Genomic DNA, 13,076 nt, shown 5'->3' on the forward strand with positions numbered 1-13,076 from the left:
GGCCTGGGGTGAGCAGCCCGTCCACCGTGGTCGCACCGTCACCCCGGGCCCTCCCCCCGGTGACCTCCCGTGACCGCCTCATCACAATTGAGGAGGGGAGAAATACGACGTAACGGACCGTCGACGTGACACCGATGCTCTGTGCGACAGGCCCTCGCGCCCGGGGGCAACACCGCGAGGAGGCCCCACCTTGAGCATCAACGACCGCGTCTACGAGCTGGCGACCAAGGTCCGTCAGCAGAAAGCCGCCATCGAGACCGAGGAGGCGACCAAGAACGCGTTCGTGATGCCCTTCATCGGCACCGTCCTGGGGTACGACGTATTCAACCCGTCCGAGGTGATCCCCGAGTTCACCGCCGACGTCGGCGTCAAGAAGGGCGAGAAGATCGACTACGCCCTGGTGCACGGCGGCCAGGTGCAGATCCTGGTCGAGGCCAAGAAGGTCGGCCAGCCGCTCAGGCTGGAGCACTCGTCGCAGCTCTTCCGGTACTTCGCGGTCACCAACGCCCGGGTCGCCGTGCTGACCAACGGCGAGGTCTACGAGTTCTACACCGATCTCGACGCCCCCAACAAGATGGACGCCAAGCCGTTCCTCGTCCTCGACCTGGCCGCCGTCGACGTCACCCTGCTGCCCGAGCTCGCGAAGCTGACCAGGGAGTCCTTCGACCTCGACTCGGTGATCAACGCCGCCGGCGAGCTCAAGTACATCGGTCAGATCAAGCGTGCCCTCGCCACCGAGTTCCGCACCCCCAGCACCGACTGGATCAAGTTCTTCGCCTCTCGGGTCTACGAGAAGAACGTGACCTCCAAGGTCCGCGAACAGTTCGAGACACTCGTCCCCAAGGCTGCCACGCAGTTCCTCAACGAACAGGTCAACGCACGGCTCAAGACCGCGCTCGGCGACGACGCCGCAGCCTCCCTCCCGGCGTCGGCCGAACCGGCGCCGGCCACCGCCGTCGATGTCGAGGACGCCGCCCCGGCCGACGAGACCGAGGAGACCAGGTCGACCCGGCTCGTGGTCACCACCGACGAGGAGATCGAGGGCTTCCAGATCGTGCGCGCGATCGTCTGCAGCGAGGTCGCGGTGGAACGGGTCGCGGCGCGCGACACCCAGACCTACTTCGGCGTGCTCCTCGACGACAACAACCGCAGGCCGATCGCCCGGCTCTGGTTCAACCGTGCGCAGAAGTACCTCGGCGTGTTCGACGAGAACAAGAGCGAGACACGCCTTCCCATCGACTCGCCGCAGGACATCTACCACCACGCCGACGCGCTCCGGAAGACGGTCGCGTTCTACCTGAGCTGAGCGGCAGGACGGGCCCGGGGTCTAGCCGAGCCGGGAGGATGCGGCGACACCGCGCCGGCCGCCGTAGGTCAGGTACCGCAGCAGGGTCTCCGCCGGCCCCCGCCGCCCGGCCCGCCCCAGCACATCGGCGACGACGACGGTGCCGATCCAGGTCGCGACGGCGACCGCGGCGGCCGTCGCCGCACCCAGCCGGCCACCGAGGTCGAGCAGCGAGGGCTCGGTCATCACCAGCCACACCGGCGACTGGGCGAGGTAGCAGGTCATGGACCGGCGGCCGCACGCCACCAGCGCGGTCGTCACCGGGCCTCGCCGGTCCCCGATCCGGCCGGCGACGAGCGCGATGACCGCCATGAACGCGAGCCCGCCCGCGATGCCGGTCACGGCGAACACCGCCACCGCGAGGGCGCCGACCGCGGCGCTGCCCGGGCTCCACAGACCGATGGCCTGCAGCGCGACCGGCTGCGCCCCCAGCACGGCGACCGGGAACCCGATCAGCGCGACGCGGCGCAGCAGCGGCACCCGGCGGGCGTCCTCCAGCAGGCGCTGCCGGCCGGCCCAGATCCCGAGCAGCACCGACGGCGCCACCGCCAGTGCGGCGACCGGCAGCACCGGCAGCGCCATAGCGCGCAGCGCCGCGCTGTCGAGGAGGGTCGGCCCGACCGGCAGCGGCACGTCGGCGCCGGCCGCGAACTGGAGCGCGGTGGCGGCGAGCACGCCGACGACCAGTGTCACCCCGGTGACCACCCACAACCGGCGACCCGGCCAGCTCACCGCCCCGGCGAACATCACCGCGAACGCGCCGTAGGCGCCGATGACGTCACCGGCGTAGAGCAGCACCACGTGTGCGACGCCGAACACGACCAGCCAGATCCCGCGCCGGCGGATCAGCCGCCGGGCCCCGGCCGGGTCGCTGTCGGGCCCGGTCAGCCGCCGGGTCATCTGGACGAGGCCGTAGCCGAACAGCAGCCCGAACAGCGGCGCCGCCCGGCCGTCCACGAAGGACGTCAGCAGCCACTGCACGGCGACGTCGGCCGGGCCGCCCCCGGCGGGAGTGGTCAGCGAGTTGCCGCCCGCGTGCAGCATCCGCGAGTGCGCGAGCGCGATGAGCAGCAGCATCACCCCCCGCGCGAGGTCCGGGGCGAGCAGTCTTTCCGAGGCCGGCGTCGGCGCGGTCACGCCGCGAGGTCCTGACATGGACCGGACGGTAGGGCCGCCGGCCGGTGCCGCGGATCGGCCGCGCGGCCCGCGCCCGTCCGACCGAAGTCGGGGTGGCGCCAGCCGTCGGACGGAGCTGATCCGGGCCGGGTCAGAGCGTCATGTCGATGACGACCTTGCCGGACGCGTGGTGCGACTCCACCAGTGCCAGCGCCTCCGCCGCCCGTGCCAGCGGGTAGGTCGCCGTGATGCTCGGATCCAGCACGCCGGTCGTCATCAGCCCGGCGACCTGCTCGATCCCGGCGCGATCCAGCCGGCGGCGGACGAACTCGCCGCCGATCCCGGTCACCGAGCGGTCCCCCACCGAGACGACCGCCCCCGGCGTCGACGCCAGCCGGGTGACCCCGCGCAGGGAGGCACCGCCGACGGTGTCGACGACGCCGTCGAACCCGTCCGGGGCGTGTGCCCGGAGTCGGTCCACGACGTCCCGGGCGGTGTAGTCGACGAAGCCCGCCCCGATCGCCGTCGCGCGGTCCCGCTTGGCGGCGCTGCCGGTGCCGACCACGGTCAGGCCGCGGTCCCGGGCGATCCGCGCGACCGCCGACCCGACACCGCCACCGATCCCGTTCACCAGCAGCGACGCACCGACCGGCAGGGCGAGCTGGTCGAGCACGTCGAGCGCGGTGGTACCGGAGACCGGGATCGTGGCGGCCCAGGTGTCCGGCACCGAGTCGGGGATGCGGGCGGTGGATGCGCCGAACAGCAGGGTCGTGCCCGCGTAGGTGCCCGCACCGGTCAGCGCGAACCCGGCGACCCGGTCGCCGACGCTCAGCCCGGTCACGTCGGCGCCGACCGCGAGGACGGTCCCGGCCGCCTCCATCCCCAGTACCTGGGGGAAGGGCAGGTGGCCGTTCAGCTCGCGGACGTGTCCGGAGCGGAGCAGGTGGTCGAGCGGGTTCACCCCGGCCGCCGCGACCCGGACCAGGACCTCGGCGGGGCCGGGCGCCGGATCGGGCCGGTCGATGAACTCCTGGACGTCGGCGCCGCCGAACGCCCGGTACCCCAGTGCCGTGCTGTGCTCTCTTCCCGGTTCTCTCGTCACCGTCGCGACGCTAGGAGCTGACACCGGTGTCAGGTGCTCGCGGATGTGACGCGCGGAACGTCGGGTTCGATCCGGGGCTCCCGATCGGCAGGCGTCGTGTCGCCCGCCCGGATCAGGGGGGCGACAGCAACCGCATGACCACCCGGGGGAACCCGCCGGACACCCCCGACGTCGGCGACGCCATGGTGAACCCGGCCGCCTCGAACAGCGCCCGGGTGCCGACGTAGGCCATCGTCAGGTCGACCTTGCGCCCGCCGTTGTCGACCGGGTAGCCCTCCACCGCGGGCGCGCCGTGCCCGCGGGCGAACGCCACCGCGCCGTCGAGCAGGGCGTGCGCGATCCCGCGGCCGCGGTGCCCGGCGCGGACCCGGAAGCACCACACCGACCAGACGTCGAGATCGTCGATCCGCGGGATCGTGCGGGACCGGGCGAACGGCAGCTCCGCCCGCGGGGCGACCGCGGCCCAGCCGACGACGTCGTCGCCGTCGTCGTAGGCGAGCACGCCGGGCGCCGGCTCGCGTCCGGTGAGCTCCCGGACGTACTCCCCGCGGGCCCGCCCCACCAGCGACCGGTGCTGCGCCGCCGGGAGCCGGTGCGACAGGCACCAGCAGACGCTCGCGTCCGGGTTCTTCCGCGGGCCGAGCAGGGTCGCGACGTCGTCGAACGAGACCGCCGGACGGACGTCGAAGGGCACCCGGCGAGGATAGGCGTCCGGCCCGGACCCGGCCCGCCGCGACGCGGGACGGCCCGGGCCGCCGGCCTCACTCCGCCCCGTGACCAACCGGGTCGAGCACGTCGGCGAGCCCCATCCGGGTGAGCAACCGGGCCCGCTGCGCCACCGACACCGCACTCACCGGCTCGTCGCCGAAGTCGGAGAAGTCCACCGAGGTGCGGTACGGCCGGCTCCCCCGCGGCAGGCCGACGACCCGGGCGATCTCGTCCGCGACGGCCTGCACGTCCTGCTCCACCCCGGCCGGGAACAGCCCTTCGGTCGCTTCGCCGTTGCGCGCCAGGGTCTCGCCGTAGAGCTCCCGGTAGGCGTCGGCGACCTGCTCGTCGCGCGGCGCGGCGGCGTTCGGGAAGTGCTCCGTGCCCTCGGTGAACGGCCCCGGCGCGACGATCGAGGTCTCGATCCCGTACCGGGCCACCTCCACCGCGACCGACTCGGCGAACGAGTCGAACGCCGCCTTCGCCGCGGTGTAGGGCGCCAGGAACGGCGGGACGACGAAGCTGGTGCCGCTGCCGACCCAGACCAGCAGGCCGGACCGCTGCCGGCGCATGACCGGCAGCACCGCGCGGTTCACCCGCAGCGCACCGACCGCATTGGTGTCGAACGCGCTCAGCACCTGTTCCGGATCGAACGCCTCGGTGATCCCGACGTACAGGTGCGCGGCGTTGTGCACGACCACGTCCAGACCGCCGGACCGTTCGACGACCTGCCCGACGGCCGCGGCCGCCGACGCCTCGTCCAGCACGTCGAGCTCCACCACCCGCAGGTCGTGGCCGTGCTCGCCGGCCCAGCCCTCGAGGTCGGCCGCCCGCGTGCGGTTGCGTACGCGCGGATCCCGCATCGACGCGTACACCGTGTGCCCGCGGGCGGCGAGGGTGCGTGCGGCCAACCTGCCCATCCCGGTTCCGGAACCGGTGATCAGTACCCGAGCCATCGTGGTGGCCCTCCTTCTTCTCGTGCGGGGGTCCTCAGACCATTCCGCCGTTGACGTAGAGCACCTGGCCGTTGATCCAGCGGCCCGCTCCCGCGAGCAGCGAGACGACCTCGGCGATGTCGCCGGGCGTGCCGAGCCGCTCCAGCGGGTTGAGCTTCGCCATCCGGGCGACGACCTCGTCGGACTTGCCGTCGAGGAACAGCTCGGTCGCGGTCGGACCGGGTGCGACCGCGTTGACGGTGATGTCCCGGCCGCGCAGCTCCTTGGCCAGGATGAGGCTGAGCGCGTCGACCGCGCCCTTCGACGCGGCGTACGCGGCGTAGGTCTCCAGCGCGAGCTTCTTCACCGAGGTGGAGAAGTTGACGATCGCGCCACCCGGCCTGACCTGCCGGGCCGCGAGCTGGTCCACCACGAAGGTGCCGCGGACGTTCGTGCGGTGCATGCGGTCGAAGGCGTCGAGATCGAAGTCGGCCAGCGGGCCGAGGATCATCACCCCGGCGGCGTTCACGACCACGTCGACCCCGCCGAAGCGGTCGGTGGCCTCGCCGAACAGCGCCGCGACCGACGTCTCGTCGGCGACGTCGACCCGGACCGCGTGCGCCCGGCCGCCCTTCGCCTCGACGGCGGCCACCGTCTCGGCCGCCGACCGGTCGTCGCTGCGGTACCCGACGACGACCGCCAGCCCGTCGGCGCCGAGCCGCTCGGCGACCTCGCGGCCGATCCCGCGCGAGCCCCCGGTCACGATCGCGACGCGGGTCGTCAGATGGTTCTCGGTCATCACATCTCCTTGTTGTCAGCGACCACGCTTCCGTGTGGCCGCTGGAAACGTTACCAACGAAAACAGAAAAGCGGTACCGTTGACCTCATGAACGTGGAGCAGGCACCCCCGGCGCCGGCACGACCGGAGACGGCCGGCCGCCGGGAGGCGATCGAGACGGCCGCCCTGGAACTCCTGGACTCCGAGGGTCCGGACGCCGTCACGACGCGGGCGGTCAGCGCGAAGGCCGGTGTCCGGCCGATGACCATCTACCGGCTCTTCGGCGACATGGACGAGCTGGTCCGGGCCGCCACGGCGCGCGGCTTCGACCGGTACATCGCCGCGAAGCACGATCTCCCGCCGACCGACGACCCGGTCGACGCGCTGCGCGCGGGATGGGACCTGCACGTCGGCTACGGGCTCGACCACCCGCAGGTCTACGCCGTGGCCTACGGCCGGTACACCCCCGGCGTGCCGCAGCCGGCGCTGGACGCCGCCGCGCGGATCCTGCGGACCCTCGTCGAACGGGTCGCCGAGGCCGGCCGGTTGACCCAGGACGTGGACCGGGCCGCGCAGGTCATCCACTCGGCAGGCTGCGGGGTGACGCTCACCCTGATGGCGCTGCCCGCCGACCAGCGGGACATGTCCGTCTCGGTGACGTGCCGGGAGGCGGTGCTCGCCGCCGTCACCACTGGCGCCACCCCGCAGTCCGGCCGGGACGTCGCGCGGCACGCGGTCGCGCTGTCCCGGCTACTGCCCGACGACGCGACGTTCAGCCCCGGCGAGCGGCTGCTGCTCGACGAGTGGCTGGCCCGGCTGTCCTGATCACCGGGTCGCCGGCTGCGGGACGGGCGACTCGCTCGCACCCGTCCCGGCGACCGGGAACCGGGGCAGCGTGGCCAGCAGCACGGCGGCGAACACGAGGAACCCGAGCGACACGATCAGCGGCAGGCCGTAGCCGCCGGTGGCGGCCCGCAGCTCGGCCAGCAGCAGCGGCCCGGCGCCGATCCCCAGCGTGAACGCCGCGTACAGCATCCCGAAGATCCGGCTGTAGTGCGTGATGCCGTAGTAGCGCGCGGTGATGTAGCCGAGCAGATCGACCTCCGCGCCCAGCGCCAGGCCGATGCCGACCGCGGCGGCCGCCGCGAAGCCGGGCCCGCCGACGAGCAGCACGAGATAGCCGAGCGAGGCGAGCACGAGCACGCCGATCCCGACGTACGGGGCGAAGAACCGGTCCACGAGCAGGCCGACGCCGAGCCGGCCGACGATGATGGCGATACCGATCAGGCTCGCGGTCGCCGCGGCGGAGCCGGCGTCCACACCGGAGTCGCGCAGCAGCGGCACCAGGTGCGAGGTCATCCCGCCCACCGCCAGCGACAGGGTGAGGAAGACCAGCGACAGCCGGACGAACAGCGAGGTCCGGACCACCGACCAGACCGACCCGCGGATCACCGTCGCCGGGATGCCCGGGCCGGTCGATGCCGGTCCGCCGGCCCGGTCCCCCCGGCCCGGCATCAGCAGCAGCACCAGCAGCGCGCCGACCAGGGTGACGATGCCGAGGATCTGGTACCCGGCTCGCCAGTTCTCGGCGATCGTGGTGCCGAGCAGCCGCGGCGCCAGGAAGGCGACCACGCCGCCACCGGCGAAGGTGACCCCGAGCGCGATGCCGCGCCTGCGGTCGAACCGCTCGTTGATGACCCGGCTGAACGACACCGCGGTCGACGCGGACGCCAGCAGGTACATCGAGGCGAAGAGGGCGGCGTACCCGAGGAACGACCCGCCGTTCAGGCTGAGCAGCAGGAACGACGCCGCGAGCGCGACCAGCGACAGCGAGGCCGGTACCCGCGCACCGAACCGGTCGACGACGACGCCGACCAGCGGGGCGGTCAGGATCAGGATCACCGACCCGATCAGCGGGAGCGAGGTGAGCTCGGCGCGGGTCCAGCCGAACTCGGCCTCGAGCTCGGGGATGAACAGGCCGTTCGTGTAGAACGGCAGCACGACGATGCTGGTGGCCGTGCCGATCGTCGCGGCGCTGAGTGCGCGCCAGTGCCGCCGGAACTCGGACCCTGGTGCAGACGTGTCGACTGTGGACATGTGACGGGGACCCTCTCGACTCTGAACGGGGAACAGCGACGGAATCTCGTGGCGCTACAGGGCCACGAAGACCAGGACGGACAGCACCGGGGCGACGAGGATCATGCTGAAGCCCCAGATCAGCAGGGCGCGGAACAGCCGCGGCGCGCTGCCCTTCGGCGCCGCGGCGACGGTGAGCGCACCGACCGAGGAGAACGGGCTCGCGTCGACCAGCGTCGAGGACAGGCAGATGGCGATCACCAGCCCGACCGCGCCCAGGCCGCCGTCGGCGATCAGCGGGACCGCCAGCACCACCGCGGTGCCGATGGTGGCCGTGCTGGACGCGAAGGCGGACACCAGCGCCGCACCGAAGCAGACCAGCAGGGCCGCGACGACCGGCGAGCCGACGCCGGCGAGCCCCTCGGCGACCCGGTCGAAGGTGCCCGCGCGGGTCATCACCGCGATGTAGGTGACGAGCCCGCAGATCAGCAGCAGCACGTTCCAGTTGATGCCGTCCATCGCGTCCGGGCGGGGGAACAGCAGGTGCAGCAGCAGCGCCACGGCCAGCGCGAGCGCACCGAGGTCCAGCTCCAGGGCCACCGAGCCGAGCAGCACGAACAGGAAGCCGGCCAGCGTGGCCGCCACCGCCAGGTCGATCGGCCGGCGCGGCGGCAGGTCGACCGGGTCGAGCGAGCCGCCCGGACCGGCGGAGTCGGCAGAGCCGAGGGGGTCGGCGGAGTCGGCAGAGCCGAGGGGGCCGGCGGGGCCGGCCGGACCGGCGGGGCCGGCCGGACCGACCGCCGCGGGCACCGGACGGGCCGTCCGCCGCCGGGCCCGCAGCCCCTCGAACACGATCACCGACGCCGCCAGCACCAGGTTCGCCGCCAGCACCCCGGCGAACAGCGCCGCCGGCTGCGGTTCGAGCCCGTTGTCCCGCATGCTCTGGTTCGCGATGGCCGCCAGGATGTTCAGCGGCGAGAAGCTGCCGCCGCAGACCCCCAGGATGACCATGAGCCCGGCGACGAACGGGCTGATCCCGCAGGACCGGCCCAGCCGGATCCCGATCGGGGCCAGCATCACGACGGCCACCTGGGCCGGGGCGCCGAAGGCGGTGATCACGGCGGCCCCGGCGAACAGGCCCGTCGGCACCGCGACGGCGCGCCCGCGGACCGCCCGCGCGGCGACGCCGATCACCCACTCCATCGTCCCGTTGCTGTTGGCGACCGAGAACAGGTAGGTCACCCCGAGGATCAGCAGGAACAGCGACGCCGGGAACCCGGCCAGGATCTCGGTCGTGCTCTCCCCCATGGCGAACCCGCCGAGGGCGAAGGCGGCCAGCAGGCCGAGGACCCCGATGTTGGCGCGGGTGGTCGTCCCGAGGACGAACACCGCGACGAGCAGGAGACCGGCGAGCACATCGATGTGCATGGACGTCAACGTCCTTCCTCGACCACTCTGAGTTTGTACGTATACGGAGTGATTGGGAAATCTACGGAGCTTTCACCTGCTCGTCAACGACCGAACGGAATAGTTGGTGTAGCTACCATGAGTAGTTCCGGGCGGCCGGCGGCCGCCACACCCCGGCCCGCTCCAGATGCGGCAGCACCTCGCGCAGCCGGGCCACCTCGGACGGCGCCCACAGCGGGAAGGTGAGCATGTAGTTCGCCAGGCCGGTGTCGCGATAGGACTGGATCAGCTGCTCGGCGACGTCGGCCGGGCTGCCCACCAGCATGCGCGCCCCGGCCGCCAGGCCGATCCGCCTGGCGACCCGGTCGACGTCGTCACCGAAGTCCTTGCGGTAGGACTGGCTGCCCGCGAGGAAGGTCCGCGCCCAGCCGCGGGCCGCGTCCAGGTCGACCTGGGCGGAGATCCACTCCAGCTTCTCCTTGGCGGCCTCGGTGGTCGAGTCCAGGACGACGCCGATCGACCCGACGATGCCCACCGAGCCCGGCTCCCGCCCGGCCTCGGCGACCCGGTCGGCGACCTGCCGGACCGTCGCGCGGACCTTCTCCTGGTCGTCGACCACCGCGTAGAAGGCGTAGTCGGCGTGCTGGGCCAGGAACGCCTGGCCGGCCGGCGACACCCCGGCGTTGAAGATCAGCGGGGAGTCCTGCACCGGATAGGGGCCGCGCGGGGTGCCGCGCAGCGTGTGCTGCCGGCCCTCGAACTCGATCGGGCTCCCCTTCGCCCCCCACAGCGCGCGGACCGCCTGCAGCGTCTCGGCCACCGCGGCGTACCGGTCGTCGTGCTCGCCGATCTCCATCCCGAACAGCTCGGCCTCGGAGCCCTTGGAGCCGGGCACGATGTTCCAGCCCCACCGGCCGCCGCTGAGCACGTCGAGATTGGCGCCGAGCCGGGCCAGCACCACCGGCGACAGGTAGCGGGCGTGCATGGTCGTGACCACGCCGATGTGCTGCGTCGCGGACATCACGATGGGCGCCCAGATCGGCGCCGACACGCACGGCTCGCCGTGCCCGACGCGGGCGTTGTGCTCGCCGTGGTGGGTGTAGCCGTCGGCGAAGAACACGAAGTCGACGCCGGCCTCCTCCGCGGTGCGGGCCAGCTCGACGTGCGTGTCGACGTCGAGCACGTCCGGGTTCGCCTCGGCGATCGTCCGGGACGTCACGAACGGCGACGGCGAATTCGGCCACATCAGGCCGAAGCGCATCGTCCCGTCGTGCAGGCGGGGCTTCGGGGTGCGGCGCCCGGTGGCGAGCGGGCGGGCTGTGGTGGACATCGGCTGCTCCTTCGTCGGGGGGTTCATCGGGGCCAGACCTGCCGCAGGACGCGCAGCGTGTTGCCGCCCGCCACCTTCTGCAGGTCCTCGTCGGCGTAGCCGCGGGCGACCAGCGACGCCAGCAGGTTGCGCATCGCCTCGGTCGGGTCCTCGACGCCCTCCACGTGGGACACCGGATCGGGGACCGGGTTGGTGACGCCGGTGCGGCTGATCGCGTCGTCGGCGGGCGGCCCGGCCGGATCGGCGTTGCGGAAGACCATCGGCATCGCCTCGTGGAACGCCGAGTGATCGGCGTAGATGGTGTCCGGGCCGAACGTCACGTGGTCGATGCCGAGCAGGTCCACGCAGTACTCGAAGTGGTCCAGCACCGACTCGATCCGCTGCTTCGGGTGCTGCGGGGACACCGTCGACCGCGGCGCGGCCTCGATCCCGATCACGCCACCGGAGTCCGCGATCGCGCGCAGCACCACGTCCGGCTTCATCCGCTCCGAGCCCCACACGCCGCGCGCACCGGCGTGCGTGGCGACGACCGGGGTCTCGGAGACCTCGCAGGCCTGCAGGCTGGTCCGGTCCCCGGCGTGCGAGACGTCGATCAGCATGCCGAGCTGGTTCATCCGGCGGACCGCGGACCGGCCGAACCGGGTGAGCCCGCCGTCGCGGTGCTCCTTCAGGCCGCCGCCCAGGCCGTTGGCGTCGCTGTAGACCAGGCCCATCTGCCGGATGCCGAAGCCGTAGAGCATGTCCAGCCGGTCCAGCTCGTTCTCGATCATGGTGGCGGACTCCAGCCCGAGCACCATCGCCACCCGCCCGTCGCGCTGCGCGGCGAGGATGTCCTCGACGGTCGTCGCGAGCACGACGAAGTCCTGCTTGGCCAGGTCGGCGAGCCGCAGCCCGATCTCGTGCACGGTGTCCGACCACTTCCAGCCGTGCGCGCTGGTCACGCAGCCGGTGGGGCCGTTGAGGTTGTCGAACACGGCCGTCAGGCCCGAGCGGCTCAGCCCCTCGTAGCCGACCTCGACCCGGCCGTCGCGGCAGTACGCGGCGATCTCCGACGGTCGGGACGGGTAGACGGTCACGTGGTCGTGCAGGCTGATCACCGGGTGCTCGGCGAGGAGCCGGTCGAACCGGGCGCGCCCGGCGTCGTCGAGCTCGACGACGTACTCACCGACCCGGTTGCGCTGCGGGACCAGGTCGTAGCGCCGGAAGTCCTCGCCGGGCCGCAGGTAGTCGAAGGAGCGGTAGCCCCGGTAGCGGGTCGTCGCGGGCTGGGTCATGCGATCTCCTGTCCGATCGGCGCCGGCCACTCGGCCGGCCGGAGGTTGTCGTGGGTGAAGGACCGGCGATCGGACTCCAGCTCGGTGAGCTGCCCGTCCAGCCGGGCGAGGTGGTGCGCCGGCAGGCCGTGCGCGGCGGCGGCCCGGCGCAGGTCGGCCAGCTCGGTGTGCGCCTCGGTGCGCCGCCCGCGCACGGCGATGTCCCGGAACGGGCCGACCCGGACCTTCGTCACCCCGCGCTGCCAGGCGACGAGATCGTCCAGGCAGCCGCCGGGATCGTCGGCCAGCCGGGCCGGGTCGAAGTAGCCGAGATCGCGCAGCGTGACGCCCTCGGCGGCGGCGATCGCGCGGACCTCCGCGGCGACGGCGAGCATCAGGTCGCGGTGCCGGTCGATCACGTCCGCGGTGTCCGCGTCGACCAGGGCGGTCAGCGTGTACATCGCGGCGAGCACCCGCTTGGACCAGATCAGTCCGCGCACGTCGTCGGTGGTCTGCACCACCTCCGGCAGCAGCGCCGCCAGCGCGGCGGCCCGGCGGCCCGGGCCGCCGCCGGGCTCGCCGACGACCAGCCGGGTCACGCCGCCGCTGCGCACCGTCCCGGGCCCGACGACGTCCGCGGCGATGTCCACGAACGCGCCGAGCACCCGGTCCGGCCCGACCACCCCGGCGAGCACGTCGGAGTTGCCGCCGTTCTGGCAGGACACCAGGTGGCCGTCGGCGGTGAGCCGGGGTGCCACCCAGCCGGCCGCGGCCAGGGGTTCCTGCGACTTGACCGCGAGCAGCACGGTCGTGCAGCGCACCCCGGTGAGCGGGTCGGCGGGATCGACCACGGCGGCCGGGCGGACGGTGGTGGCGGTGCCGTCGGCGCCGGTCACGGTGATCCCGCGGGCGGCGATCGCGTCGCGGTGCGCGGTGTCCCGCTCGACCACCGTCACCTCGGCGCCGGCCAGGGTGAGGTGCAGGGCCAGCGTGCCGCCGACGGCCCCGCACCCCACGACCGTCACC

The 13,076-nt window shown here is 73.2% G+C and carries 12 protein-coding genes; 2 read left to right on the top strand and 10 right to left on the bottom strand.

The genetic code is table 11. From position 1 onward, the window contains the following. Window positions 1-190 precede the first annotated feature (190 nt). Window positions 191-1,306, top strand: coding sequence for a type I restriction endonuclease (locus ACVJO7_RS11960; protein ID WP_344019429.1), 1,116 nt, complete (start codon window positions 191-193; stop codon window positions 1,304-1,306). A 21-nt stretch (window positions 1,307-1,327) separates the two neighbouring features. Here ACVJO7_RS11960 and ACVJO7_RS11965 read toward each other — a convergent pair whose 3' ends face one another. The 5 genes from ACVJO7_RS11965 to ACVJO7_RS11985 all read right to left on the bottom strand — a co-directional run bounded on the left by ACVJO7_RS11965 (window position 1,328) and on the right by ACVJO7_RS11985 (window position 6,005). Then, window positions 1,328-2,500, bottom strand: coding sequence for a DUF418 domain-containing protein (locus tag ACVJO7_RS11965; protein WP_491672914.1), 1,173 nt, complete (start codon window positions 2,498-2,500; stop codon window positions 1,328-1,330). A 112-nt stretch (window positions 2,501-2,612) separates the two neighbouring features. Then, the gene (locus ACVJO7_RS11970; RefSeq protein ID WP_491672915.1) at window positions 2,613-3,563 is read right to left on the bottom strand and encodes a quinone oxidoreductase family protein; all 951 of its coding nucleotides are present in this window, start codon (window positions 3,561-3,563) and stop codon (window positions 2,613-2,615) included. A 112-nt stretch (window positions 3,564-3,675) separates the two neighbouring features. Then, window positions 3,676-4,257: a GNAT family N-acetyltransferase gene (locus tag ACVJO7_RS11975; RefSeq protein WP_491672916.1), complete on the bottom strand. Its 582-nt coding sequence runs from the start codon at window positions 4,255-4,257 to the stop codon at window positions 3,676-3,678. Between the two features lie 67 nt (window positions 4,258-4,324). Further along, window positions 4,325-5,227, bottom strand: a complete 903-nt coding sequence (locus ACVJO7_RS11980; protein ID WP_491672917.1) for an SDR family oxidoreductase — start codon at window positions 5,225-5,227, stop codon at window positions 4,325-4,327. Between the two features lie 34 nt (window positions 5,228-5,261). Continuing rightward, the gene (locus ACVJO7_RS11985; RefSeq protein ID WP_491672918.1) at window positions 5,262-6,005 is read right to left on the bottom strand and encodes an SDR family oxidoreductase; all 744 of its coding nucleotides are present in this window, start codon (window positions 6,003-6,005) and stop codon (window positions 5,262-5,264) included. An 87-nt stretch (window positions 6,006-6,092) separates the two neighbouring features. On the opposite strand from ACVJO7_RS11985, the gene ACVJO7_RS11990 reads away from it, so the two are divergent. Then, window positions 6,093-6,809, top strand: coding sequence for a TetR/AcrR family transcriptional regulator (locus ACVJO7_RS11990; protein ID WP_491672919.1), 717 nt, complete (start codon window positions 6,093-6,095; stop codon window positions 6,807-6,809). Here ACVJO7_RS11990 and ACVJO7_RS11995 read toward each other — a convergent pair whose 3' ends face one another. The 5 genes from ACVJO7_RS11995 to ACVJO7_RS12015 form a co-directional block, all read right to left on the bottom strand. After that, window positions 6,810-8,081, bottom strand: coding sequence for an MFS transporter (locus tag ACVJO7_RS11995; RefSeq protein WP_491672920.1), 1,272 nt, complete (start codon window positions 8,079-8,081; stop codon window positions 6,810-6,812). Between the two features lie 54 nt (window positions 8,082-8,135). Further along, window positions 8,136-9,488, bottom strand: coding sequence for an SLC13 family permease (locus ACVJO7_RS12000; protein ID WP_491672921.1), 1,353 nt, complete (start codon window positions 9,486-9,488; stop codon window positions 8,136-8,138). Between the two features lie 112 nt (window positions 9,489-9,600). Continuing rightward, window positions 9,601-10,797: an LLM class flavin-dependent oxidoreductase gene (locus ACVJO7_RS12005; protein ID WP_344019445.1), complete on the bottom strand. Its 1,197-nt coding sequence runs from the start codon at window positions 10,795-10,797 to the stop codon at window positions 9,601-9,603. 23 nt (window positions 10,798-10,820) lie between these two features. Continuing rightward, on the bottom strand, window positions 10,821-12,071 hold the full coding sequence (locus tag ACVJO7_RS12010) for a dipeptidase (RefSeq protein WP_344019447.1): 1,251 nt from the start codon (window positions 12,069-12,071) through the stop codon (window positions 10,821-10,823). Then, window positions 12,068-13,075 (bottom strand): ketopantoate reductase family protein, encoded by a 1,008-nt coding sequence (locus ACVJO7_RS12015; RefSeq protein ID WP_491672922.1) that lies wholly within the window; start codon window positions 13,073-13,075, stop codon window positions 12,068-12,070. Before ACVJO7_RS12015 ends, ACVJO7_RS12010 begins: the two co-directional genes overlap by 4 nt. Window position 13,076 lies beyond the last annotated feature (1 nt).

Source organism: Pseudonocardia sp. DxW (assembly GCF_058448985.1).

What these genes read in the sequence shown, in the direction of transcription:
- ACVJO7_RS12005 (WP_344019445.1), bottom strand. Translation starts at nt 10,797, where the DNA reads ATGTCCACCACAGCCCGCCCGCTCGCCACCGGGCGCCGCACCCCGAAG.
- ACVJO7_RS12000 (WP_491672921.1), bottom strand. Translation starts at nt 9,488, where the DNA reads ATGCACATCGATGTGCTCGCCGGTCTCCTGCTCGTCGCGGTGTTCGTC.
- ACVJO7_RS12010 (WP_344019447.1), bottom strand. Translation starts at nt 12,071, where the DNA reads ATGACCCAGCCCGCGACGACCCGCTACCGGGGCTACCGCTCCTTCGAC.
- ACVJO7_RS11965 (WP_491672914.1), bottom strand. Translation starts at nt 2,500, where the DNA reads ATGTCAGGACCTCGCGGCGTGACCGCGCCGACGCCGGCCTCGGAAAGA.
- ACVJO7_RS11995 (WP_491672920.1), bottom strand. Translation starts at nt 8,081, where the DNA reads ATGTCCACAGTCGACACGTCTGCACCAGGGTCCGAGTTCCGGCGGCAC.
- ACVJO7_RS11990 (WP_491672919.1), top strand. Translation starts at nt 6,093, where the DNA reads ATGAACGTGGAGCAGGCACCCCCGGCGCCGGCACGACCGGAGACGGCC.
- ACVJO7_RS11985 (WP_491672918.1), bottom strand. Translation starts at nt 6,005, where the DNA reads ATGACCGAGAACCATCTGACGACCCGCGTCGCGATCGTGACCGGGGGC.
- ACVJO7_RS11980 (WP_491672917.1), bottom strand. Translation starts at nt 5,227, where the DNA reads ATGGCTCGGGTACTGATCACCGGTTCCGGAACCGGGATGGGCAGGTTG.